Source organism: Sulfitobacter noctilucicola, assembly GCF_000622385.1.
GTDB lineage: Bacteria > Pseudomonadota > Alphaproteobacteria > Rhodobacterales > Rhodobacteraceae > Sulfitobacter > Sulfitobacter noctilucicola.
Genome location: NZ_JASD01000008.1, coordinates 2,344,798 through 2,369,932 on the forward strand (window position 1 = coordinate 2,344,798; position 25,135 = coordinate 2,369,932).

The following is a 25,135-nucleotide window of genomic DNA, read 5'->3' on the forward strand; positions in this document are numbered from 1 at the left end:
CTAGTCGTCGTCGAGCAAGATACGTGCCGCGTTACCTTTGTCATCGTCGTATTGGTCCGACCGTACGGTCCACAGAAACGCGACAAGCCCGATTGCGCCCAGAATGAGCGATACGGGGATCAGGATGACCAGAACATTCATTTCACAAACCTCATCCGTTGAGAGTTGAGCAACACTGTAATCGAAGAGATCGACATCGCCAATGCAGCCGCGAGAGGGGTTGCAAAGCCCGCCAGTGCGATTGGCACAGCGATGAAGTTATAAAGCGCTGCGATCGCGAAGTTCTGCTTGGACAGCAGGGCGGACATCCGTGCGACCCGCATCACCAAGGGCACCTGCGCAAAACTTTCTTTCAAGACAACAACATCGGCAGCATTGCGCGAGGCTTCCAGCGCAGTGGAAGGTGCGATGGAGGCATGGGCGCGGGCAAGGGCCGCGGTATCGTTCAACCCGTCGCCGATCATCAGGACGCGATGCCCTTGTTCGGCAAGCGCATCAAGTCGGGCAAGTTTATCTTCAGGCCGTGCATCGGCGGTGACGGTCAGGCCGGTCTCTTGCGAGATGCGGTTGGCAGGTGCGTGCGCGTCGCCTGTAATGATCTCGCCTGGCAGGGTCAGGCCGGACAGCATTTCTTTGGTGCCGGGTCGGAGGGTTTCAGCGGCGTCAAAGCGGACAGGGTCCGCGTCCCCGATACGCAGACCGAAGCCGTTGAAATCCGCGCCAAGCCATTCGCCGCGCCCAAGCCGTACGATCCGGTCGCCCATGCGCGCCTGAACACCGCGTCCGGTAACTTCGCGAAGCATCTCCAGATCAGCCGGAATGACATCAGGCAGTGCTTTGACAACTGCTTTCGACAGGGGGTGGTGAGACGCCTGTGCCAGTGCCTTGGCGATGGCGCGCCCCTCAGACCCGAGCGCGTATGGGAGGTCAACCGCAGGCAGCGTCAGTGTGCCTGTCTTGTCAAAGACGATGTGATCAACTTCGCAAAGCCGCTCAAGAGCTGTGGCGTGTTTGACGAGAAAGCCTGCGGAAAAGAGCCTGCTAATCGCAGCCGTGGACACAGCAGGAACGGCCAGACCAAGCGCACAGGGGCAGGTGATGATCAGCACAGCAATCGCGATGTTAAGCGCGTGGCGCACGTCACCATTGATGGCGACCCATACAACAAAAGCCGCAAACGCCAGCAGATGGACTGCGGGGGCGTAAATCTGTGCAGCGCGGTCCGCCAGCGCGGTATAGCTGTTGCGGCTGTTTTCGGCGGTCTCAATCAGCGCCGCCATCCGCCGCAGCGAGGTGTCTTCACCAACCGCAGAGGCACGCATCTGCATCGGCGCGCCCAGATTGATCTCGCCCGCTTGGAGTGCGTCTCCTTGCTTGAGCGCAACAGCCGCACTTTCGCCGGTAAGCAGGGAGCGGTCCATCAGTGCGTGATCGCAGGTGAGCACCCCGTCGACAGGGACCCGCGCACCGGATGGCACCAAAACCTCGTCACCGATCACAAGACTGGCAGCAGTCACGGTCTGGTTGCCTTTGGGGGTGATCCTTTCGGCCGTCTGCACTTCAAGTGCTGTCAGCTCCTTCGCGGCGGAACGTGCAGCACTGCGGGTGCGGTGGTCCATATAGCGACCGATCAGCAGAAAAAAGGTCAGTGACAAAGCCGCGTCGAAATAGGCATGTGCACCGCCGTTAAGCGTCTCGAACAGGGACATTCCTGCGGCCAGCAGTATCGCCAGCGAAATAGGCACATCCATATTCAGGCGGCTTACCCGCAAGGCGGACCACGCGTTCTGAAAAAAGGGCTGGCCTGAATAGGCGACAACCGGCAGCGCAATCGCCGCAGAAATCAGATGGAACAGATCGCGCGTTGCATCAGCGGCACCAGACCAAACCGCCACGGACAAAAGCATGACGTTCATCATCGCAAAGCCCGCAACAGCCATACGCAATAGCAGCATCCGCCCTTGATCATCCTGCGCCGTTGTCAAGGCTTCAAGGTCGAGCGGATAAGCTTCAAACCCGAGGGCGGCGAGACCCGTCTCAATACGCGCAGGATCTACCTGTCCTTCGACAGACAACCGTTTCAGCGACAGGTTGACCCGCAAGCGTTCCACGCCCGGAATGTCCGCCAGACCACGTTCAATCTTGCCGATGCAGGCGGCGCAGTGAATGGTGGGCAAGGAGAATTGTAGCGCCGGGCCGGTGGTCGCCAGCTCCTGCGCCAGCGGAGCGGCCGCGCAGGCAGGGCAGGCAGATGTCACGACACCACCTCAACTACAATGCGTTGTTCGAACAGTATCCCGTCTGCCGAACGTGCCTTCAGCCGCAGGTTCCAGTTACCTTTCCCGCCTTCGATCCGCGCGCGCAGGGCTTTGCCGTCGAACACAAACGCGGGGACTTGATCCTGCCCGACGTGTGTTGCCCGCCCGAAGGTCGCAGATTCAATCAGCGGAGAAATCGGTCGGCCGTCTTCTTTGATGACCAACGATAACTTGTCTCCGTCGAGTTGCGCGGAAACGTCCCAGCCGAGTGCCAGTTGCGCGGTACGATTGACGTCGAAAGACTGGCTTGCAACGTAAGAGTTCTTGACCTCAAGCCCCGGAAACGTACGCACGGCATTGAAAGCCAGCGTCAGGTTCACGGTGATGATGATGCCGAAGGCCAGAACGAATCCGGCCAGAACATGCCATCCTTTGATTTCGGTGATCATTGGTCTCTCCCGTTGAAGGTTGTGGCTTTGCTGGCGCGGATGTCTGCGTCAGCATCTTCGACCCAAAGACGCAGGTCGGTCGTGGCACTGGTTGCCGCAGGGTCATCTGGTCGGGCGGTTACATAGACGCGTTGCAGGATGGTCGTATTCGCCGGTACCCGCACGTTCAGTTGCCGGTCTGCCCCTTCAAGCTCGATCCGCAGTATTTCATCGCTGCTCAGGCTCATATGGAACAGGCGGTCTTCACCGGCTTTGTTGCGCAGGCGTACGTCGTAGATGTTGCGCACTGATCCATCCGATTGCAACACGTAGGTGGGGTTGCGCAGCGGGCTGACCGTCAGCTCGATATCGGAGCGGATGAACAGCGCGTATACAAGCCCGAGACCGATGGCGAGCCAAGCGGCAGTATAAAGCAGGGTGCGCGGTCGCAGGACGTGTCGCCAGACCGGCACAGGATCCTCGCCCGCACGCTCTGCGGGTTCATCCGACAGCGCGAGGTAGCCGATCAGGCCTCGCGGTTTGCCGATCTTGTCCATGACATCATCGCAGGCGTCGATGCACAGGGCGCAAGTGATACACTCCATCTGCTGCCCATCACGAATATCGATGCCCATAGGGCAGACGTTTACACAGGCCATGCAGTCGATGCAGTCGCCCGGGCCGGCATCAGCGCCTGCCGGCATGTTCCCGCCAACCTGGCGAAGCCGGTCAGGGTAGGGTGTACCGGCATAGCGCGCCGCACCTGGTCCCGCCGCTTGTGCTGCAGCAGCGGCGGCTTCTGCTTCAGCCTTCGCGCGGCGACGAACGTTGCCTTTCCCTCGCGGCTCGCCACGCCATTCGCGGTAGGCCACGGTGATGGTATCGGGGTCCATCATTGCCGCCTGAATACGCGGCCAAGGGCACATATAGATGCACACCTGTTCGCGCATGAAGCCGCCAAAGACAAAGGTGGTCGCGGTCAACACGGCGATTGTGACATAGGCCACCGGATGGGCCGAGAACGTAAAGAGATCGTTCAGCAGGGTAGGCGCATCGGTGAAATAGAACACCCAGGCACCGCCTGTCGCGATGGCAATGGCAAGCCAGACCGTCCATTTGGTCAGGCGAAGACGCCATTTGTGCAAATCCCATTTCCCACGGTAAAGGCGCACACGTGCGTTGCGGTCGCCCTCGATCCAGCGCTCGACCAGAATGAACAGATCGGTCCAGACGGTCTGGGGACAGGTATAGCCGCACCAGACACGCCCCAGGGCCGACGTAAACAGAAAGAGGCCAAGACCGGCCATGATCAAAAGGCCTGCGACGAAGTAGAATTCGTGTGGCCAGATTTCGATCCAGAAGAAATAGAAGCGGCGGTTGGCCATATCTACGAGTACCGCCTGATCGGGCAGGCTTGGCCCGCGGTCCCATCTGATCCACGGCGTGAGGTAATAGATCCCGAGGGTGAAAATCATAATCCACCATTTTAACTGGCGGAATTTCCCGGACACACGGCGCGGAAAGATTGGTTCCTGAGGGGCGTAGAGTGCTGGTTCTGACATGTAGTGATTCCTGTTCGCTTACTCTGCCTACCGCGTGGCGGTCTAGGCGACCTTGATCTGGGTCAATAAAAAGGCCTCTGGCGCGAAGAGTGCGAACAGGTCGCGCCAGAGGCCGGATACCCCGCCAGTGGACGGGCGGGGTATCTGTGCTATGAAGTTACTCGCCGCCACCCAAAGCGTGGACATAGACCGATACGGCCCGCACATCTTCGTCGCGCAGACGCTGTCCCCATGCAGGCATCACGCCGTAGCGTGAATAGCGCACGGTTTGTTCAAGGGTGTCGCGGTCCCCGCCATAGAGCCAGATGGCATCGGCAAGGTTAGGAGCGCCCATGTCACGATCACCTTCGGCGGTCTCGCCATGACAGGCAGAGCAGTTATCGGCAAAGACTTCTGCGCCCGTCTCGGCCAGTGATGCGTCAAATTCGGACGCGGAAAGGCTCGCCACATATTCGACCACTGCGCCGATCTCCTCGTCTTCCAGGATCTCGTCAAAGGCAGGCATTTCGGAATAGCGCGCATCGTCGTCGGTCGCGTTACGTACACCATGCGCGATGGTGGCGGAGATATTTTCGATATCACCGCCCCAAAGCCAGTCGTTATCCAACAGGTTGGGGTATCCGACCGCACCAGCCGCACCGGACCCGTGGCACTGGCTGCACTGCGCGCGAAAAACCGATGCACCACGTGCGACAGCATAACGGTGCAGGTCGCTGGTCGGCGGCAATTCCGCAAGATCGGCGGCGATCAGCTCGGCCACCAGACCTTCGTTCTGCGCGTCATGTTCGGCGATTTGCACCGCTACCTGACCGCGGGTCGAATAGCCTAGCGCACCTTTGGTCGCCCCCGAAATCATCGGCCACGCAGGGTAGGCAATCGTATAGCCGATTGCCCAGATGATCGTAGCATAGAGCGTCCAGAGCCACCAACGCGGCAGCGGATTGTTCAGCTCTTCGATGCCGTCCCAGCTATGGCCTGTCGTCTCGACACCGGTTGGTTCGTCAATCTTTTTATCAGCCATTGCTCAGACCTTTCGTCTTGTCACCGTAGGATTGGCCGGTGGTGGTGTCGCGGGCCTGTACACAGACCTTTTCGGGGGTTTCATTGCGAAACGGGATCTGGCTGGCATCTTCACGCGCGCCGCGTTGACTTGGCAGAAATGCCCAGATTGCAGCGCCCAGAAAGAAACCAAACATGGCAAGCAGAACCCAGCTGTCGGCGAACTGACGCAAGAGGGAATAGGTATCCATCCTGTCCTCCTATCGGCTGGCGTCTGGGGTGAAGGTCGAAAAGTCGACCATCGTGCCCATGACTTGCAGGTAAGCGATCAGCGCATCCATCTCCGTCAGGCTGTCTTGCCCGTCAAAGTTTGACACTGCTGCTCCGGGATAGCGCTCAAGCAGCCCGTCCCAATCACCGTCCGGATCCGCCTGAACCTTAAAGTCGGCCTTCGCCTCGGTGATCTGCTCGTCCGTGTAGGGAACGCCCACAAAGCGGTGAGTCTTAAGAAGGGCCTCGATATGCTCGGGCTCGATGATGGTTTCGGCCAGAAAGGCGTACTTTGGCATCACACTCTCAGGCACCACGGATTGCGGGTCCTTTAGGTGATCCACATGCCACGCGTCCGAGTAGCGACCGCCCACACGGGCCAGATCAGGCCCCGTGCGTTTGGATCCCCACTGAAACGGGTGGTCATACATCGATTCCGCTGCAAGCGAGTAGTGGCCATACCGTTCCACCTCGTCGCGCATCGGGCGGATCATCTGGCTGTGACAGGTGTAGCACCCCTCACGCACGTAGACATCGCGGCCCGTCAGCTCAAGCGGGCTGTAGGGGCGCACGCCTTCGACCTCCTCGATTGTATTTTCGAGCCAGAACAAAGGTGCGATTTCCACAATCCCGCCAACGGTCACAACCAGCAGCGAAAAGGTCAAAAGCAACGTCGGGCTTTTTTCAAGAAGGGCGTGTTTGTCTAGAATACCCATGTGTCAGCTCCTTATTCGGCTGGAATGGCGGAAGGGGTGGCGGAGGGCAGGCTGGCCGCCGCGGGTTTTGCCCCGCGGATGGTCATGAACATGTTCCACACCATGATCAGCGCACCTGACAGGAACAGAACCCCGCCCAATCCGCGTACCACGTACATCGGGAACTTGGCCGATACGGTGTCCGCGAAGGAGTTGACCAAGAAGCCCTGATCGTCGACCTCGCGCCACATCAGGCCTTCCATGATACCTGTGACCCACATGGACGAGGCGTAAAGAACGATGCCAAGTGTGGCGAGCCAGAAGTGCCAGTTGATTGCAGACATGGAATACATCTCTTTGCGGCCCCAAAGTTTGGGTGTGAGGAAGTAGATGCATGCAAAGGTAATCATGCCGTTCCAGCCCAGAGCACCGGAGTGCACATGACCGATGGTCCAGTCTGTGTAGTGCGACAAGGAGTTCACAGCGCGGATCGACATCATCGGACCCTCGAATGTGGACATGCCGTAGAAGCCAAGGCTGAGCACGAACATCCGCATGATCGGATCGGTACGCAATTTGTCCCACGCGCCTTGCAGCGTCATCAGACCGTTAATCATCCCGCCCCATGAAGGCATCCACAGCACGATTGAGAAGACCATACCAAGGGTCGCTGCCCAATCCGGCAAAGCGGTATAGTGCAGGTGGTGGGGACCGGCCCAGATATACAAGAAGATCAGCGCCCAGAAGTGGATGATGGACAGCTTGTAGCTATAGACCGGACGACCGGCCTGCTTGGGCACAAAATAGTACATCATGCCGAGGAAACCCGCTGTCAGGAAGAAGCCAACGGCGTTGTGGCCGTACCACCACTGCGTCATCGCATCCTGCACGCCAGAAAAGACCTGAACAGATTTACTGCCCCAGATGCTGACCGGAATGGACAGGTTGTTGACCACGTGCAGCATTGCCACGGTGATGATGAAGCTGAGGAAAAACCAGTTAGCCACATAGATGTGCTTTTCGCGGCGCTTGAAAATCGTGCCCATGTAGATGGTCAGATAGGCCAGCCAGATGACAGTGAGCCAGATATCGACGTACCATTCAGGCTCCGCATATTCTTTGGACTGCGTGGACCCCAGCAGATAGCCTGTCGCGGCCAGCACGATGAACAGTTGATAGCCCCAAAAGACAAACCATGCCGTGTTGCCACCCCACAGCCGTACGGCGCTGGTGCGCTGCACAACGTAAAGTGAGGTCGCAATCAGCGCGTTGCCACCAAACGCAAAAATCACCGCACTGGTGTGCAGCGGGCGCAGGCGGCCAAAGTTGGTGTAGGGTTGGCCCCAATCGAAATTGAGCGCTGGAAAAGCAAGCTGGAAAGCAATGAATGTGCCCACCAGAAACCCTGCGATTCCCCAGAACGCGGTGGCAATGACCCCGGCCCGGATGACCCCGTCAAAATAGATGTCATCTCTTACCGGCGGCTTTTTCGGCCCATCCGTGTTGCGCAGCACCCAGATAAACATACCCGCCGCAACGGCCATGATTAAAAAGGCATGCACCTTGTAGGCAAGGTCATGTCCCCAGCTTGATGCGATAGCAGCAAACAGGGTGACAAGACCGAGAACGATTAATTTCACATAGTCCATAGAAATTCCCTAACGTCGAAGAGGAGCCGCAAAGCTCCTGTTGGCTAGGGTCTTCTAGGATGGGGGGGCAGGTCACACTTTGATCTGAATCAAGACAGGTGAAAAACCATGTCTTTAGGTGGATGCGGCTTAGGCGACGACACCACCGTCCGCATCGTCGCCGGTTTCGTCCCGCAAGGCAGCAAGATCTTTGAGGGTAAAGTGCTTGCGGTCAGCGAAATCGATGATCCCGTCTTTCTTCAGCGCACTGAACTGACGGCTGACAGTTTCGAGCGTCAGCCCGAGGTAGTTCGCGATCTGGTCACGGGTCAGGTTCAGCTTGATTTCGGGCGCATCGAAACTTGCCTGCAAGTTGGATCGCCGCGCGAGCATCTCGATAAACGTCGCGATCTTCTCGCGTGCGGTCTTGCGTCCCAACAAGAGCATCCAGTCTCTTGCTGCATCAAGTTCGTCTAATGCCAGCTCCATCAGACGCTGGGCGATATGAGGCGTCTCTTGCACCACTTTTTCAAACTTGGTGCGGTCGAAACAACAAAGCGTCACATCCACCGTCGCTGTTACGTCGAATTCGATTTCGGTTCGGCCAGGGCGGCCAATGAAATCGGACGGCAACAAGAGCCCGACCATCTGCGTACGTCCGTCCTCTAGCGTCTTGGAGAGGGTCGCCACACCCGAAACCATACTGGCAACGAACTCAAGCGGTTCACCGCGCCACAAGATGACATCACCGGCTGCAAAAGACCGGTAAGTTTTCATGCTTTCGAGGATCATAAGCTCATCGTCGTCGCACCGCGCGCAGACAGCTCTGTGTCGAATTGGACATTCGCCGCACCTGACTGGTGCCGATGAGAGAAGGTTCATAAGTTTGATCTGTATCAAGGTGAAAGATGCTAGAATCAGTTTCTAACAGACCCATGGAAAAAATCGACCAACTTCGGGCACATGGTCTTTTTGACGCAAAGGTGCCGCGCTATACAAGCTACCCTCCTGCCAACCATTTCGAGGATTGTGTGGGGCAACGCATGCAATCCGACTGGTTACAGACTGTCGCTGACGGATCGGACATCTCTGTCTATATTCACATCCCTTTTTGCAAACGTCTGTGTTGGTTTTGCGCCTGCCGAACGCAAGGCACCAAGACGATGCGTCCGGTCGAGGCCTATGTCGAAGTGCTGCGGCGCGAGATCGCGTCCGTGCGTGCATTGCTGCCCGCGAATGTTAGAATGGCACGGCTTCATCTGGGGGGCGGTACGCCGACGATTTTGGAACCCCACACCATGCGCGCACTGCTTGGTGATGTGTTTGATGCCTTTGAGCTGGGGACTGATTTCGAATTCTCGGTAGAGATTGATCCTACAGAAGCTTCCCCCGAATTGCTGCAAACACTCATTGATTTCGGTCTCAATCGCGCCAGCCTTGGCGTGCAGGATTTCGCACCGGAAGTGCAGAAAGCCATCGGACGCCCGCAATCGCTGGAGCAGACGCGCAGCGTTATTGCTTACTTGCGCAAGGGTGGAGTGAAAGCCCTGAACCTTGATCTGCTTTACGGTTTGCCACACCAGACCATGCAAAGTTTCCGCGAAACGCTCGATCACGTGATCTCGATGGAGCCGGACCGGCTTGCGATCTACGGCTATGCACATGTGCCGTGGATGTCCAAGCGACAGGTCATGATCAAAGATGCCGATCTGCCGGACAGCGATACGCGTTTTGCGCTGGCTGGCGCGGCAAAAGAAGTCCTGAATGCAAAAGGGTTCAAGAGTATCGGGATCGACCATTTCGCCAAGAGCACAGACAAGCTGGCGATTGCGCAAAGGGAAGGGCGCGTGCGCCGCAATTTCCAAGGATATACCGATGATCAGTGTGAAACCCTGATCGGTTTGGGCGCCTCCTCCATCTCAAGGTTCAAGCAGGGATATTTGCAAAACGCAGTCGCCACCTCGGCCTATCAAGACCGGATCGATCACACACAGATTGCCGGCCACAAAGGGTATGCCATGACCGAGCAGGACGTGCTTACCGCCCGTATCGTCGAAGACCTTTTGTGCCGTTTCGCGTTCGAGATGGCAGACCTTTACGAAGCGTTCCCAACCCAGAAAGATACCATTCGCGCCATCAGCGTGATGCTTATGCGGTCTTTCCCGGACGCATTTTTCCTTCGGGACCAGGGCCTCGGGATGATGGAGTGGGCCAAACCTCTGGTCAGGATCGTGGCAAGCCGCGTGGATCAGTTTTCAAGTAAGGAAACAGGCCATTCAGCCGCGATTTGAGCGGTTCGGGTGCGTACGTTCAGCACAATAGATGGCGGGTAGGGGTGTCAGTCCGGCTACAATAAATTGATCGCCTGTGCCGACACCCCTGAACCTTAGAACAAGCTTCCGAGTTTCCCCAGCAGTCCCTTGGCCGTGTCAGCGGCGCCACCGGCAACGTCTTTCACCTCGTCAAATGCGTCTTCGGCGGTTTCCATCAGACCTTCGCCTGCTTTCTCAAGCTCTTCTTTCGCCTTTTGCGCCTGTTCCATTGCCAACTCGGCTGCTTTTTCAAGCTGGTCCTGCGCTTCCTTGGCCTTCGCCTCAGCGTGCTTGCGCGCCTCTTCGGCCTTTTTCATCGCTTCTTTGGCGTATTCGCCAGCTTTGTCGGTCGCGTCGTCAAAGGCGTCATTGAACTGGTCCAGAAGTCCGCTGGCCGTATCCTCAACTGCGTCCTGCGCATCGTTGGCAAAGTCCTGAGCGTCCCCGGCCATATCCTCCATCTGTTTTTTGACGGCTTCGGCTTTCTTTTTGGCGGCTTCTGCCATTTGGTCGACCGCCTCAAGCACCCCTTTGCGGGTCTCGTCGAGCACTTCGATCGCTTCTTCGGCCCCGTCTTTGAGGTCTTCGCCGAACTCGCTGACCTGCTCTTCAACGCCGTGATAGGCGTCCTCAAGCTCCTCTTTCGCGGCTTCTGCCGCTTTCTTGGCGTTCTCCGCGACTGTCTTGAGCTTGTCCTTGGCCGCATCAGACATGTCTTCGGCAAAGTCCCAGAATTCGCCGCCCAGATCAAAGAGGTCATCTACGGCTTCGCCGACGAGGTTTTGTATCCCGTCCTTGACGCCCATCGCCCTTTCTTCAGCGGCTTTGGTTGCCTCTTGTACAAGGTTCCAGACGTCCTCTACCTTATCTTCGACCTGCTCGCGTGCATCGTCAGCAAATTCGAGGGCCTCTTTGGCACTCTCCACAGCTTCTTCGCCAAAGTCCTTGGCCGCATCGAAGATTTCTTCGCCTGTCTCGCGCAGCTCTTCAGCGGCACGCTCTTTGGCTTCCTCGGCCGCTTTGCGCCCTTCGTTAATCTGCTTCATCAGATCTTTGCCAACGCCGCCGATGACCTCGCCGACCTGTTCCGCAAACTCAAGCACGTCGTCAGCCGCATCGGCCAACTCTTCGCCCGCTTTGTCTTTCAGCGCTTCCACAGCCTCTTCGACGTCTTCGACCAAATCTTCGGCCAATTCGCGTCCTTCGTCTATGGCCTCTCCGGCCTGCTGGAGGAGGTCGTTCGCGGCATCCTTGGCCTCTTTGACCTTATCGCGGATTTCCTGAAGCATCCTCTCGGCTTCCTGACGCCCTTTTTCGATCTCGTCAGCGGCATCATCAATCGCCTCGCCTGCGGTATCCGCCGCGTCGTCGATCTCTTTCATCAGATCTTCGTAGGCGCCACCGGCAAGCTCTCCGATATCCTCGCCAGCCGCTTCAAGCTCTTCCAGCAAGGCTTCAGCTTCCTGGCGTACAGTGTCCATGGCTTCTTGGACCTGCCGTTTGGATTCCTCGTAATCCGCCTCCAGCTTCTCAATGACAGCCTCAAGCTCCTGGCCTTCTCGATCAAAGATTTCCTTGGCAACATCCGGCACAGCACGAATGAACTCGATGTACTCCAGCGCCTGTCTACGCTGTTCTTGCGCATAAGCGGCCGGGTCTTCGAGAAACTTGCGGATTTCCAGCGCTCTTTCGTAGGTGTCCGCAAAGGTGCCCAAAATCGGGATCATCTTCGTATACTGATACGTCAGGAACTTTAGCAGATCATCATAGATCGGCGTGACGCCGCTTGCCTCGATCTTCAGACCGATAATCGGGTCCCATTTCTCTAATGTCAGCTTCGCGGCAGCACTGGCTCCAACCGCTTTGATGTCACCACTCGCGCCAAGGATCAGGCTCTCCTCGCCCTTGAATGCAATTATTGAAGGCACAGTGAACAGCATGTTGGTAGATGCCACCGCGACCCCGTCCATGATGGATTGCTTGAGCATTTCGATTGAAAGGGACGCGGTCATTTCCTGGTTTTGCGAGACCTTGAATTCGATCTGCTTGCCCAGTCCTGCCCAACTGTCGGCGGCCGCCGCGCCAATACCTGCAATGGCCGAACCGCTGGTTGACAGCTCGCAGGTGGTGATGAATTCGTCGCCCTTCGTCGAAAAGGAAAACTCGGCCGAGAAGGGCTTGAATTCGCCCGTGACAAAGATGCCGTACGCCCCTGTGCCGATGCCGATGCTTTCGACAATATCAACCTCAACAGCCGCTTCGACCTGACCTTTTTCGGTGAGTTTGAGTTTAAGAGTGCCGTTGTAGGGTCCTAAACTCATGCCAACAGAGATTTCGCCGCCCTTGAAATCCAGCCCTTCGAGGGTCTCGATAATCAGCGCCTCGCCATCCGCACCCGTCGGCTGTTTAACCGTAACTTTCTGATCTGGTAGGTGCTTGTTAACTTCTTTGACGATTTCTTCGGCAACTTTTTCGTCCGTAGGATCCTGATCAATGACGATGGGTTGAGAGGGATCACCGCATTTTATCGCCTCTGCAATCGCGTCCTCAACCGGCTTGCCTTCCAAGGGCTGGTCGCCACCTGAGGCACTGCCACCGCCGCCCTGTTCCGGAGCTGTGGTGCCTTCACCGCCGACAGACTGGCCGCCGCCCGTTTCAGAAACGCCGCCTCCTCCGGCCTCGGATGTGCCGTCGCCAGCATCCACAGCACCGCCGTTCAGCGCCTTCATCGTCTTGCCACCCGGCTCGACATAACAATCGCCAAAGCCCAATGCTTTTTCCTGAAACGCCGTGATTGCCGCGCGTGTCTTGGGGCCTATGATTCCATCGACCGACAGGCTGGCACCGTTGTTGTTGAGAAGCGTCTGGACAACAGTGACATCGTCAGGTCCGTTATCGGCCCCTTTCCCGACGGAGCCGGAGATCGTCTTGCCAACATTGCCGGCTCCGCTCAGCAAGGCTTCAAGGTTGGTAAGCTTGCCATCAATGCGGTCCAGTATTGCCTGCTCATCCGGTTCGATAACCTGATCAGCAATAAAGTCCTGGTAGAATTCTTCTCTCAACGATTTGAGAGCATCGAGCCGTGGTTGAAGTTCAGAAGCCTTCGCTGGGCTGAGCGTGGACATAGGTCAATCCCCCGAAAAATATAAAGATGCAAAATGTAGAAAGTTCAAATTTAATGAACGCAGGGTAAGCGGAAGATCACCTCCGGCGCAACAATTTTAATTTTACGCAAGAATAGGGACGCATTTATTCGCAACGCGCTCTACGGGCTACACCTCAGAACATGGAGTGGCGACATCAGCGCACTCCGGCGGCTGCCCGGCTTGTAATTAGCCAGGCTATCTCCTCTCTTCACGAATCCTCATGCCGGTCACAGGGGCGGAGTAAGACAGCTGCCGAGCGACCTCGAAAGACCTTGCAATACCAGGTACCAGCAGACACGTTTCAGGCATGTGTTGCGTCGATCGGTTGAAATCATACCGCTCTGCAGACCTTCACCCAGACAGTTCCGAGAGTCCGGTTTGGGTCGGTATTGCATGAATCCTCCTGATAACATTCAGAGATTCCCAGCCATCGAGTCAAAGGTGCGTGACGTGCCACACCTTTTGAAGTGGCAGGATACCGGCAAAAATTAAAAGGCGGATCCTGAGGATCCTCCTTCTTGAGTTCTATAGCTTTACAGCCTGCAATGTCCTCTGTGACGCTATTTCGATCACCGGCTTTCAGTCACCCGCAAAATTCGCCAGAAAATCCGTCTTTTGTCGTTAAGACGGATTTTCGATGTCGAACGTCACCGGGCCTCCAATGCGGTCAGTGTCAGCCCAGCTTCTTCCTCCCCCGTATCCAGTCGGATTTGGCCGCAAAAACTTCATCAATCATTCCATCATAGCACCATGGACTGCCATTCGCCCTTACCGGGTAGTCCTTTTACCGCACGGTCTTTCACGACGATGCGACCACGTGACAGAGTGCTTACCGGCATCCCGCGTATAGTCTTGCCTTCAAACGGGTTGTAACCAACATTATCGTGCAGATCATTCGCACCATATGTTTGCAATAGATCCGGGTTCCAGAGGGCGATGTCGGCGTCAAAGCCCTCGGCAATACGTCCCTTGCGCGAAAGACCAAACGCCTCGGCGGGGGCGGTCGATGTCAACTCTGCAAAGGCGGTCAGGTCCATGCGCCCGTTGCTCACCATTTCGTTGAACATCAGGGGCAATCGCGTTTCAAGACCGGGCATGCCATTGGCGATTTTGTTGAACGGCGCATCGGCGCCGTGGGCGAACTTTCCGGTTTCATCCATGCGGTACGGGGCATGGTCCGACGTGACCAGCCGAATGGTTCCGTCGGCAATCGCGTCCCACAGTGCATCTTGGTCATCCGCCGTGCGTTGCGGCGGAGAGCACATGAAACGCGCAGGGTTGTCCTGCTCCAGAATATCCGCGGTCATGAACAGATAGTGAGGGCAGGTTTCCGCCATGACCTTCACGCCGCGTTTCTGGGCCGCACGAATGATTTCGGCCCCTTCGCGTGTGGAAACATGAAAAATCATGATGCGCGTATCAGTGAATTCGGCAAACCGGCACATGCGGTCGATGGCTTCAGTTTCGGCAAGACGGGGATGCGACAGGGCATGATATTTCGGCGCTGTTTTGCCTTCGGCCAAAAGCTTTTCAGTCATGTGGCGGATCAGGCCGTCATTTTCTGCGTGAAAACACACCAGTGCGCCGTCGCGTTTCGCCACGGCCAGAATGTCCAGAATCGATTTATCGTCCTGCCTGACCTTATCATAGGTCGTGAATATTTTGATTGAACGGTGACCCTGCGCGATCAGGGCGGGAATGTCGTCTTCCAGATTACCATGTGCTGTCTCGGCGACAATCATGTGGAAGGCATAGTCGATCAACGATCCCTTGCGCGCCAATGTGGCATAGGCGTCGACAACATCCCTGATCTTGTTGCCGGGGTGTTGTGCTGCAAAGGAGACGACAGTTGTTGTACCGCCCATCGCGGCAGAGCGTGTTGCGGTTTCAAAGGTATCGGCATTCAACAGGCCCGCACCGGAGACCTGTTCGATGTGGCAATGGGTATCCACACCGCCGGGTAGGGCGATCAACCCGCGCGCATCGATCCTCGTCACGGCTGTATTTTCCAGGTCCGGCCCGATTGCGGTGATGACGCCATCCCGAATGCCGATATCGGCAATATCCACGCCATTTGAGTGGACGACGGTGGCCCCCTGCACCAGTGTGTCGAAATCTGCGTCTTTCATGTGGTTTCCGCCGCCTGAGTTTTGTATAGTGAAATACCAAGTGTATACCAAATTTGGAAACTTGGAATACACTGCGTGCTTTTTCACAGAAAATGCATGCCAACAGGAGGGACGACATGGCCGATGCCGCACAAACTTTGGGCACTTCAACCTTCGAACGGATGAAGGCGATGATCCTTGACGGGACATTGGAGCCCGGCATGCCCCTGCGGGAAAAAAGCTTTGCCGACCGGCTTGGCGTGTCGCGCACGCCGGTGCGTGAGGCGATCAGTCAGTTGGTGAGCGAAGGATTTGCCGAACGTGCACCCTCTGGCACGCCGGTGGTTAGTAGTATCTCATTGGCGGATATTATGGAGATCTTGCACGTCCGCAGTTTGCTGGAGTGCGAGGCGGCGCGCAAGGCTGCCGCATCTAACGCAAAATTGGACGAATTGCTGAATTTACGGGAGAAAACCGTTGATTTTCTGGATGGAAGTCGCCCAAATCCCGAAGCGCATTTCGCTCTGGACGTCCAGCTTCACCTTGCAATCGCCCGCAGGGCGGGGTCACGATTGTTGGCCGAACTGATCGAGAGTCTGAAGGTCAAAACCCGCATGTATGACCAAGGGTCCATACCTGAAAGGTTCGAGCCGGGGTGTCATGAACACCTCGCCATCATCGACGCGATTGTGGATGGTGCGCCCGAGAATGCCGCTGAAGCGATGAGGCTGCATCTTAAAAAGGTGCGCGAATCGATCATCTCGCACATTAATCACCCATTCTGATTGACGAAGGCCCGTGACAGCCGGCTTTTTTCCGACAGGCGTTGACTCGGTTTTTTTAATGTATACCGTCTGGATACCAAATTTGATATTCAGGAACGCACATGTCCCAACTCCCGCCTCAACGACCCGACGATGGCATCGTCCTTGCGATCACATTTCAATATTATCGCGACCTGCCGACGGCGATGGCGTTCTATGAAAACGTGCTGGGGTTCGAGTTGGCCATCGATCAGGGGTGGTCCAAAATCTATCGCATAGACGGGCAGGCCCACGTCGGTCTGGTTGATGAAGCCCGCGGGATGCAGAACTGGGCCGAGGATAAAACAGTACAGATTTGCCTGCGCGTCCCGAATGTAGACGCTTGGTATGCCTGGGCGCAGTCGCAAGGCGTGGCGGGGATGACCGAACTGCGCGACAGCGAAGAGCTCGGCATACGTGCCTTCGCCATGAATGACCCCGAAGGATACCAGATCGAAGTGCAAACCGCGAAGCCGGGCCACTGACGAACGACGGATAAGCAAGAGAGGCGGCAAACCGCCCCGACGACCTCACGCGAAAGCGACCAACAAAGGAGTTACCATGAAATACCTGAATAGAAATATGTGGCGCATTGGCGCCCTTGGCGCGACATTTGTCTTAGCCAGCGCCGGCGCGACGCTCGCCCAAGAGAAAGCCGTGACCATCGGTCTAACATCGGATCCGAGCCACCTGTACCCGCTCGCGGGCGAGGAGTTGTCCTCCAATATCATGTACTACCACCTGTATGACGCGCTGGTGTCGCGCAGCCCCGAACTGGAATTCGGTCCCGGCCTCGCGGAAAGCTGGGAAAACGTGGACGACGTGACATGGCGCTTCAAGCTGCGCGAGGGGGTAACGTTTCATAACGGCAATGCGTTCACCGCAGCGGATGTTGTTTACACGGTCGAAAAAGCGCGTGCATCGATCCGTCCTGATCTTGTGGCGAATGTTGCCTCCGTTAAGGCCGTGGATGACCTGACGGTCGAGATCACAACGCCGAAACCCTATGCGGTACTTCCGAACGATCTAGCCGAATTGCTGATCCTTGATGAGGAATACACGGATCAGACCGGCGACGAGAAAATGGACCTTATGCCGATGGGCACAGGCCCATACATGCTGGAAGAGTGGATCAAGGAAGAAAAACTGGTCCTGACGGCATTTGGCGATTACTGGGGCGGTGCTCCTGCGATCCAGACGGTCACGTTCCGTCCGATCACCAATCCGGCAACGCGCACGGCCGCGCTTTTGACGGGCGAAGTTGACGTTATTCAGGATCTCGCGGTGCGCGATGTTGACCGCGTAAAGTCCGAAGACCGCTTTCAGGTGATCACACGGCCAAGCCTTTTGAACGTCGTTCTTGCGATGGACACGCGTGAGAAATCGCCGACCATCGAAGGCAAGAACCCGATGACGGACCAGCGTGTGCGCGAAGCAATCGCGCGGGCCATCGACATGGATGCGATCAACAAAATCGTCATGAATGGACTGGCCACGCCCTCCGCGCAATTCGTGCCAGAGGCCCATCTGGGCTTTGTGGACGGAATGGATTTCCGCGAGATGTATCCGGTCGATATCGAAAAGGCGAAAGAGCTGCTGGCAGACGCGGGGTATCCCGACGGCTTTACGATGACGCTCGACGCTACAAACAACCGCTACGTGAACGATGCCCAGATTGCACAGGCGCTTGCGTCGATGCTGGCCAAGATCAATGTAAATCTTGAACTGAACATCATGCCCAAGTCCAACTTCTGGGGCTATATCCGGGTGCCGACGGAAAATTCCAGCCTGATCATGAGCGGCTGGGATGTGCCATCGGGGGATGCCGGTTCAATGTATGGTGCGCTGTTCTATAGCCGTGACAAGAAAGAGGGCTACGGGCAGGTCAACCGCGGTTCCTATTCCAACGCTGAAATGGACGCGCTGCTGGATAAGGCCGATTCAACGCCCGACATCGCCAAACGCGATGAATACCTTCAGGAAGCGACCAAAATCCTGATGGCGGACATTCCGATGATCCCGATGCACTACGAGCAGGACGTCTATGCCGCCCGCAAAGGTGTCACGCTTGTACCGCGCGTCGACAAGTTCATTTCGGCCTTTGAAATGGACGTCGACTGATCCTGCACGTCCCGCGTTCCCCGCAGCCTATGCGCTGTGGGGAACATACTGATTTCCCTTCAATGAAAGACGGCCCGCTGCGATGTTTGGATACCTTCTCAAACGCCTGATACAGATGCTGCTCGTGCTCTGGGTCGTCTCTGTCGTGGTTTTCATGATGATGAGCTTCACGGGCGATCCGGTCTTTATGGTCGTCCCAATTGATGCGACGGATGCTGAAATTGCACAGGCACGGCGTATTCTCGGGCTCGACCAGTCATTGATCGTTCAATACTGGAAATTCCTGACCAGCCTGCTTCAGGGTGATTTCGGACATTCTTACGTTTTCCGCCAACCCGCGATGACCCTGATCCTTGAACGTCTGCCCGCAACTGTCGAAATGGTTCTGGTCGCAATGGTTCTGGCAATCGTTTTCGCGATCCCCCTTGGGGTCTATGCCGGTGCGAATCCCAATGGCCGGCTGAGCCGCGCGATCATGTCGGCTTCGTTGCTGGGCATTTCATTGCCGGGTTTTTGGGTTGGCATGGTGCTGATCTACCTGTTCGCGGTGAACTGGGGCATTTTTCCGTCCTCGGGGCGGGGAGACACTGCAGAGGTCTTCGGCTTTCGCATCAGTTTGGTGACGTGGGACGGTTGGCATCACATCGTGCTGCCCGCCGTGACCCTATCGCTTGGCACCATGGCCATTCTGCTGCGCATGACGCGCGCGGGCATGATGGAAGTCGGGCGTCAGGACTATATGAAATTCGCGCGGGCAAAGGGCGCGACGCGGCGCGATGTTCTGTACAAGCACGGCCTGAAAAATGCGCTGATCCCCGTTGTGACAATCTTTGGCCTGCAACTGGGCGATCTTATCGCCTTTGCCACGATCACCGAGACCATCTTTTCCTGGCCAGGGATGGGCAAACTGCTGATCGATTCAATCTACCGTGCCGACCGTCCCGTGATCGTCGTCTACCTGATGCTGGTCGCGGTGATTTTTGTTGTCATCAATTTTCTGGTCGATCTCGTTTATACGCTGATCGATCCGCGCATCACGCTGAAATGAGGGCCGCATGACTTCTTTCCTCCGCTCGGAGTTCTTCCATAATTACACCCGCAGCACCTCTGCTGTCATTGGCAGCGCGTTGATGGTCCTTTTTGCGTTTGCGGTGATCGTCGGGCCGTTTCTGGTGTCACAAAACCCCTATGACATCGCATCGTTGAACCTGATGGACAGCTACAAACCACCGGTCTGGCTTGAGGGCGGAGATCCGCAATTCGTGCTGGGCACAGACGGGCAGGGCCGTGATGTCTGGGCGTCAATCCTGTACGGCGCGCGCATTTCCGTTTTCATCGGTCTGGTCGCAATGATCGCTTCTTGCACCATCGGAACGGTATTGGGGCTGATTGCCGGGTTTTACGGTGGTATCGCCGATGCGATTATCATGCGGATCGCAGACATTCAGCTGTCGTTTCCCTCCATCTTGATTGCACTGTTTTTGATGTCGGCTGTGGGCACGGGGGTCGACAAAGTGCTGATCGCCTTAACAGCGGTTGGCTGGGTCGTATATGCGCGCACGGTGCGCGGCTCCACCTTGTCCGAGATCGAAAAAGAATACGTTCAGGCGGCAAAGGTCGCAGGCCTGTCGAACGCGAAAATTATCCGAAAACATGTTTTGCCGAATGTGCTGACGCCGCTGATCGTTATAGCGACAATTCAGGTCGGTACCTTTGTGCTGATCGAAGCATCACTCAGCTTTTTGGGGGTGGGAGTGCCGATCACCCAGCCGTCACTGGGTTTGCTGATCAAAAACGGTTTTGACGTATTGTTTTCGGGCCTGTGGTGGACGTCGGTCTTTCCCGGGGTCGCCATTATGATGCTGGTTTTCGGAATCAACCTGTTCGGTGATTTCCTGCGCGACGAATTGAATCCGAGGTTGAAATGACGGTGTCTGATCCTTTGCTAGATGTGCGTGACCTGCGCACCTATTTCCACACGTTTTCCGGCACGGTAAAGGCCGTCAACGGCGTCAGCTTTTCGGTTGGCAAGGGCGAGGTGATGGGCCTTGTGGGCGAAAGCGGCGGCGGCAAATCTGTCGTCGGCTTTTCCATCCTTGGCCTGATCGACAGCCCCGGAAAAATCGAAGGCGGGGAAATCCTTCTTGAGGGGGAAAACCTGGTTCAGGCTGGCGAAGACCGGCTGCGCCAGATACGCGGGCGCGACATTGCCATGGTGTTTCAGGATCCCATGACATCATTGAACCCGTTGCACACGGTCGGACGGCAAATGGATGAAATGCTGTGCCTGCACACTGATCTGGATGCAGCAGCACGCAAACAGGCCTGTATTGATATGCTTGAAAGTGTCGGCATCAGCCGTGCAGCAGAGCGGCTGGGTGCCTATCCCCACCAGTTTTCCGGCGGCATGCGCCAACGCGTCGTGATTGCGATTGCGATGCTGGCGCGGCCCCAGTTGATCATCGCGGATGAACCGACAACGGCCTTGGACGTCACAATCCAGAGCCAGATACTCAAGCTGATGCGCGCGCAGATTGCGGAAAAAGGCGCATCCATGATCCTGATCACGCATGATCTGGCTGTGGTGTCGGAAATGGCCGATCACATCACTGTCCTTTATTGCGGAAAAGTCGTCGAGCGCGGCCGAACGCGCGATCTGATCTCTTCGCCTGCGCATCCCTATACGCGTGGGTTGATCGACAGTATCCCCGATCCGCTGAACCGTCATGCGCGTTTAAAACAAATTCCCGGCTCAGTGCCGGATATCCGCAAGCTGCCGAAAGGATGCAATTTTCAGGATCGCTGCCCCCGTGCGCAGGCCCTCTGTGCCCAGCAAGAGCCGGTGTTGCAGCCTCAACATACCTCGCTGGAGGCGGCCTGCCACTTTCCACTGGCACCGGGAGAAAGCGCATGAATGATATGACACCCATGCTCGACGTGCGTGACCTTGAGATGCACTTTCCCATCGGGGGCGGCGTGTTGGACCGCCTTCGATTAAGCGCCAAAGGCATCCGCATTGACCGGCCCGTCGTGCATGCGGTGAACGGTGTCAGCTTCAAGATCGCGCGCGGCGAGATCATGGCGCTGGTCGGCGAAAGCGGCTGTGGCAAGTCTACGGTCGCGAAAACAATCGCGCGCATTTACAAACCAACGGGCGGCACCGTGCATGTCGATGGCGAGGATATCGCCCAGCACGGGTTTTCGGAAATGTTGCCCGTAAGGGCCAAGATGCAGATGATTTTTCAAGACCCCTTTGCCTCTCTTAACCCGCGCCAGAGGGTGCGCGACATTGTGGCGGAACCGCTGTTGGAGCAGACCAAGTCGGCGGCTGAACGCAAGGGCGTCGCGGGAAAAACCGAAGCGCTTTTGGCCAAAGTCGGTTTGAACGCGGAACATGCAGGGCGTTACCCGCACCAGTTTTCCGGCGGCCAACGCCAACGCATCGGCATCGCGCGCGCCTTGTCGGTGACGCCGGGGCTTATCATCGCGGATGAACCTGTCTCTGCGTTGGACGTGTCGATTCAGGCGCAAATTCTGAATCTGATGATGGATCTGCGGGATGAATTCGGTCTGGCCTATCTGTTCATCAGCCATGACTTGTCCGTCGTGAACCACATCGCGGATCGGGTCGGGGTCATGTACCTTGGTTTCATGGTCGAAAACGCGCCGCGCGATGCGCTGTTCGCCAAGCCGCGCCATCCCTATACGCGTGCACTCCTGTCAGCAGCACCAAGCATCAAGGAAAAGCGCGAAGTCGAAGAAATTTCGCTGAGCGGCGAGGTGCCATCCGCACTGGAACTGCCCTCCGGGTGCTGCTTTCGCACCCGCTGCCCCTTTGCGTGGGACCGCTGCGCCAAAGAGCGGCCAGTGTTGCAAGATGTCGGCAATGACCAGACGGTGGCCTGCCATTTGGTCGATGAACCGGCAAGGGACGTACTGACATGATCATTGCGCAACCGCGGCTTGGCCTGCACGACCCTCATGATTGCACGGATGCGACGGATGAGCTGACGATCCTGCACGCGGTATATGACACGCTTGTGCGCCGCGTCGGTCAGGACTTTGTGCCCCATCTTGCGCAAAGTTGGGAGGTTTCGACCGATGCGCGTCAATGGACATTCCATTTACAGCCGGATGTCGCGTTCCACGACGGGTCTCCCTGCGACGCAGATGCGGTTGCGGCCTGTCTGGTTCGGATGGCCCGCGAGGACAAGGGGTACACACTGGGCGCACCTGCAGTCTGGCGGCAGTTCCTTGGCGGTGCGCAGATTGAGGTGCTGGACGGAGTAACGCTGACGGTCACGCTGGCAAAACCGATGGCGGACCTGCTTGATGTGCTCGAACAGGGGTTCATTGTCGCCCCGTCCGCGTTTGCCGCTTTGGATGCCAATGACTACGACGTGCAAATCGGATCGGGCCCTTATCGGTTAAACAAGGTTTCCAAAACCCGCATCACTGCAGAGCGTATCGATGATCATTTCGCAGGTTCTCCTGCAAACGCTGGCGTCACATGGCAATTAGAGGTCGATCCGCAAAAGCGTCTCGATCTGTTGCAGCAGGGTGAGGTGCAAGCGGCCATTGGCCTTGATTTCGAAAAATCACGGTGCCTTGGCACCATGCGCCACGTCTTCTTGTCACCTGTCGCAATCATCTATTTGCTGAACGCGGCCCGTGGTCCTTTGGCAGATGCGGATGTCCGTCTGGCGCTTAGCCTTGCTGTCGACCGGGAGGCTTTGATTGCCACCGTCATGCAGGGTGCTGCACGCCCCTTGGGCGGTTTCGTCAGCCCGAACCATTTCGGTGCGGGGCAGGGCGATGGCATGAGGATGGACCGTGCCCGCGCCAAGACCCTGTTGGCGGCTGCAGGATATGCGGATGGCCTGACCCTGCTAGTTGATTGTCCCACACGTCTACCAGACGAAGCGGAGCGCCTGACGGCGGCGCTTGGCGAACAATTGGCGCAGGTCGGGATCAAACTGGAGGTGTTTATTCACCCCGAAAGGGAGGAATATGCGCATATGGTGCGGCGCAAGGAAATCCGCGATCTATGTGTTTTCGATTCCAGCCCGATGAGCACATACCGCGTGCTTTTCGAAAAAATCGATTCACGTGTGGCAGGGTCATGGTGGCAGGGCTACGCGAACCCCAAGGTCGAAGCGCTGATTGATGAGGGGCGCGTAAAAACTGACCGCCGCGCACGGGCCGATATCTGGCGCAAGGCCTATGCCCTTCTGCAAGAAGACCCCGCATGGCTGACGCTTTATAATCCCTTGCGCGTGATTGGTCTGGCGGGAAACCACCCCGCGTTCGAGATGCCCGCCGACGGCGTGATCGATGTGGCGCGACTTCCCGATCTGAGCGAGGTGCGCGATGCAGGTTGATACACTTTTGACCGGCGGCACGGTCGTCACCATGGACCCGCAGCGCCGCATGATCGACGCGGGCGCTGTCGCTGTCGCGGCGGGCAAGATCGTTGCAATCGGAACGGCGCTTGAGATTGGCGCGCAGGTTCAGGCCGCAGAGGTCATAGATTGCGCGGACAAGATCATCATACCGGGATTGATCGATGTCCATGCCCATGCGGGGCACGGATTGATCAAATCAATCGGTATGCATGGGGGTGACCGGTGGGAAGACATCTGCGGCGAGGTTTATACGCAAGCCTCACCGCCGGAATTCTGGTACGCCGAAGCACGCCTGGCCGCGTTGGAGCGGTTGCGTTTTGGCGTGACGACGGGTGTTTCGCTATTGGGCGGCGGCGATACCATCATGCGCACTGACGATCCGGCTTATGCCGCCGCGCATTGTCGCGGTGTGGTGGAGGTGGGCACCCGCAGCATGGTGGCCGTTGGCCCCACGCGAGCACCGCATCCGCGGCCCTATGCCGATTGGGAAACGGGTGAGCAGCGCCATTATGAGGTGAGTTTTGAGCAGCAGATGCAAACCTCTCGCGAGATTGTGCAAGCCTGGCATGACACCCACGAGGGCCGCATCCAGATTGCGATGCTCTATCCCGTGTTGCGTGATGAGCACGAGGAAGAGATGCCGCCCGCCGATTATGCCACCGCCTGTGAGCAGGCGCAGCTTGTGCGCGCTTATGCCCGCGAACGGGGGCTGGTTTTCACCCAGGACGGACATTGGCGCGGCTCCATACGGCGGGCAGAAAAGCTTGGCCTTTTGGGTGCGGAAACGCTGCTGTCGCATTGTATTGATCTTCACGAGGATGAAATTCATCTGGTCGCGGCAAGTGATACTAAAATTGCGCATAATCCTTCGGCGAATGCGTCAATCATGGGCCGCTGTCCGGCGATCGAGCTGATGGCGGCAGGGGCGACTGTTGCGCTGGGGTCTGATGCAACTGCGCCAGACCGCTCGGGTGATATGTTGCGCCATATGCAGCAGGCAATGCATTATCACCGTACCCATTTTCGGGACGCATCGGTTCTGGCCATCGGCAAGGCGTTGGAAATGTGTACCATTGCAGCGGCACGCGCGCTTGGGTTGGACAGCCGAATTGGCTCGGTTGAGGTGGGTAAGCAGGCCGATCTCACGGTGGTGGATTTGCGGCGCGCACATCTTTTTCCGCCCAATATGCCGGTGCACCGGCTGGTTTGTTTCGCCAACGGCAATGACGTCGATACCGTTCTTGTCGGCGGAGAGGTTGTCCTTCGCGATGGACAGGCGACACGTGTAGATGAGGCCGCAATTCTGGAGGACGCCCGTGTGCAGGCCGCGCAAATGATTGCACGTATCGGCGGGCAGGGCGACCTGGAACTGCCATCGGATTTCTGGGGATAGGTAGGAC

Annotated in this window: 21 protein-coding genes; 10 read left to right on the forward strand and 11 right to left on the reverse strand. The window is 57.2% G+C overall.

All coding sequences use genetic code 11. The features are described from left to right. From ccoS to fnrL, 9 genes are all read right to left on the reverse strand, one after another. On the reverse strand, positions 1 to 141 hold the full coding sequence (gene ccoS / locus Z946_RS0115115) for a cbb3-type cytochrome oxidase assembly protein CcoS (protein ID WP_025056569.1): 141 nt from the start codon (positions 139 to 141) through the stop codon (positions 1 to 3). Beyond that, a complete protein-coding gene (locus Z946_RS0115120) occupies positions 138 to 2,258 on the reverse strand; it encodes a heavy metal translocating P-type ATPase (protein ID WP_025056570.1) in 2,121 nt (706 codons plus the stop codon). Before Z946_RS0115120 ends, ccoS begins: the two co-directional genes overlap by 4 nt. Then, the gene (locus Z946_RS0115125) at positions 2,255 to 2,707 is read right to left on the reverse strand and encodes a FixH family protein (protein ID WP_025056571.1); all 453 of its coding nucleotides are present in this window, start codon (positions 2,705 to 2,707) and stop codon (positions 2,255 to 2,257) included. Before Z946_RS0115125 ends, Z946_RS0115120 begins: the two co-directional genes overlap by 4 nt. Beyond that, a complete protein-coding gene (gene ccoG, locus Z946_RS0115130) occupies positions 2,704 to 4,248 on the reverse strand; it encodes a cytochrome c oxidase accessory protein CcoG (RefSeq protein ID WP_025056572.1) in 1,545 nt (514 codons plus the stop codon). The genes Z946_RS0115125 and ccoG overlap by 4 nt, the downstream gene beginning before the upstream one ends. Before the next feature lie 157 nt (positions 4,249 to 4,405). Beyond that, positions 4,406 to 5,269, reverse strand: coding sequence for a cytochrome-c oxidase, cbb3-type subunit III (ccoP, locus tag Z946_RS0115135; RefSeq protein ID WP_025056573.1), 864 nt, complete (start codon positions 5,267 to 5,269; stop codon positions 4,406 to 4,408). Then, on the reverse strand, positions 5,262 to 5,498 hold the full coding sequence (locus Z946_RS0115140) for a CcoQ/FixQ family Cbb3-type cytochrome c oxidase assembly chaperone (RefSeq protein WP_025056574.1): 237 nt from the start codon (positions 5,496 to 5,498) through the stop codon (positions 5,262 to 5,264). The genes ccoP and Z946_RS0115140 overlap by 8 nt, the downstream gene beginning before the upstream one ends. Before the next feature lie 9 nt (positions 5,499 to 5,507). Then, positions 5,508 to 6,233 (reverse strand): cytochrome-c oxidase, cbb3-type subunit II, encoded by a 726-nt coding sequence (ccoO, locus tag Z946_RS0115145; protein WP_025056575.1) that lies wholly within the window; start codon positions 6,231 to 6,233, stop codon positions 5,508 to 5,510. Positions 6,234 to 6,244: 11 nt separating this feature from the next. Continuing rightward, a complete protein-coding gene (gene ccoN / locus Z946_RS0115150) occupies positions 6,245 to 7,861 on the reverse strand; it encodes a cytochrome-c oxidase, cbb3-type subunit I (RefSeq protein WP_025056576.1) in 1,617 nt (538 codons plus the stop codon). A 129-nt stretch (positions 7,862 to 7,990) separates the two neighbouring features. After that, complete coding sequence (fnrL, locus tag Z946_RS0115155) at positions 7,991 to 8,722, reverse strand: transcriptional regulator FnrL (protein WP_025056577.1); 732 nt, start codon at positions 8,720 to 8,722, stop codon at positions 7,991 to 7,993. 53 nt (positions 8,723 to 8,775) lie between these two features. On the opposite strand from fnrL, the gene hemN reads away from it, so the two are divergent. After that, positions 8,776 to 10,131: an oxygen-independent coproporphyrinogen III oxidase gene (gene hemN / locus Z946_RS0115160; RefSeq protein ID WP_025056578.1), complete on the forward strand. Its 1,356-nt coding sequence runs from the start codon at positions 8,776 to 8,778 to the stop codon at positions 10,129 to 10,131. 95 nt (positions 10,132 to 10,226) lie between these two features. Here the strand turns inward: hemN and Z946_RS0115165 are convergent, their stop codons facing one another. Both Z946_RS0115165 and hydA read right to left on the reverse strand, forming a co-directional pair. After that, a complete protein-coding gene (locus Z946_RS0115165) occupies positions 10,227 to 13,277 on the reverse strand; it encodes a peptidoglycan-binding domain-containing protein (protein ID WP_025056579.1) in 3,051 nt (1,016 codons plus the stop codon). A gap of 761 nt (positions 13,278 to 14,038) precedes the next feature. Then, on the reverse strand, positions 14,039 to 15,427 hold the full coding sequence (hydA, locus tag Z946_RS0115170; RefSeq protein WP_025056580.1) for a dihydropyrimidinase: 1,389 nt from the start codon (positions 15,425 to 15,427) through the stop codon (positions 14,039 to 14,041). A 116-nt stretch (positions 15,428 to 15,543) separates the two neighbouring features. On the opposite strand from hydA, the gene Z946_RS0115175 reads away from it, so the two are divergent. From Z946_RS0115175 to Z946_RS20770, 9 genes are all read left to right on the forward strand, one after another. Then, a complete protein-coding gene (locus Z946_RS0115175) occupies positions 15,544 to 16,191 on the forward strand; it encodes a GntR family transcriptional regulator (protein ID WP_025056581.1) in 648 nt (215 codons plus the stop codon). A gap of 101 nt (positions 16,192 to 16,292) precedes the next feature. Continuing rightward, on the forward strand, positions 16,293 to 16,694 hold the full coding sequence (locus tag Z946_RS0115180) for a VOC family protein (RefSeq protein ID WP_025056582.1): 402 nt from the start codon (positions 16,293 to 16,295) through the stop codon (positions 16,692 to 16,694). Positions 16,695 to 16,770: 76 nt separating this feature from the next. Continuing rightward, positions 16,771 to 18,330, forward strand: a complete 1,560-nt coding sequence (locus tag Z946_RS0115185) for an ABC transporter substrate-binding protein (RefSeq protein WP_025056583.1) — start codon at positions 16,771 to 16,773, stop codon at positions 18,328 to 18,330. Between the two features lie 82 nt (positions 18,331 to 18,412). Beyond that, positions 18,413 to 19,378, forward strand: a complete 966-nt coding sequence (locus tag Z946_RS0115190; RefSeq protein WP_025056584.1) for an ABC transporter permease — start codon at positions 18,413 to 18,415, stop codon at positions 19,376 to 19,378. Positions 19,379 to 19,385: 7 nt separating this feature from the next. Further along, positions 19,386 to 20,258 carry an ABC transporter permease gene (locus Z946_RS0115195; protein WP_025044765.1) on the forward strand — a complete coding sequence of 291 codons (873 nt, stop codon included), beginning with the start codon at positions 19,386 to 19,388 and terminating at the stop codon, positions 20,256 to 20,258. 2 nt (positions 20,259 to 20,260) lie between these two features. After that, positions 20,261 to 21,244, forward strand: a complete 984-nt coding sequence (locus Z946_RS0115200; protein WP_025056585.1) for an ABC transporter ATP-binding protein — start codon at positions 20,261 to 20,263, stop codon at positions 21,242 to 21,244. Then, entirely contained in the window at positions 21,241 to 22,275 is a 1,035-nt protein-coding gene (locus tag Z946_RS0115205) for an ABC transporter ATP-binding protein (protein WP_081780840.1), read from the forward strand. The genes Z946_RS0115200 and Z946_RS0115205 overlap by 4 nt, the downstream gene beginning before the upstream one ends. After that, positions 22,272 to 23,711 carry an ABC transporter substrate-binding protein gene (locus Z946_RS0115210; protein WP_025056587.1) on the forward strand — a complete coding sequence of 480 codons (1,440 nt, stop codon included), beginning with the start codon at positions 22,272 to 22,274 and terminating at the stop codon, positions 23,709 to 23,711. The genes Z946_RS0115205 and Z946_RS0115210 overlap by 4 nt, the downstream gene beginning before the upstream one ends. After that, entirely contained in the window at positions 23,701 to 25,128 is a 1,428-nt protein-coding gene (locus Z946_RS20770) for an amidohydrolase family protein (protein WP_037969236.1), read from the forward strand. The genes Z946_RS0115210 and Z946_RS20770 overlap by 11 nt, the downstream gene beginning before the upstream one ends. Positions 25,129 to 25,135 lie beyond the last annotated feature (7 nt).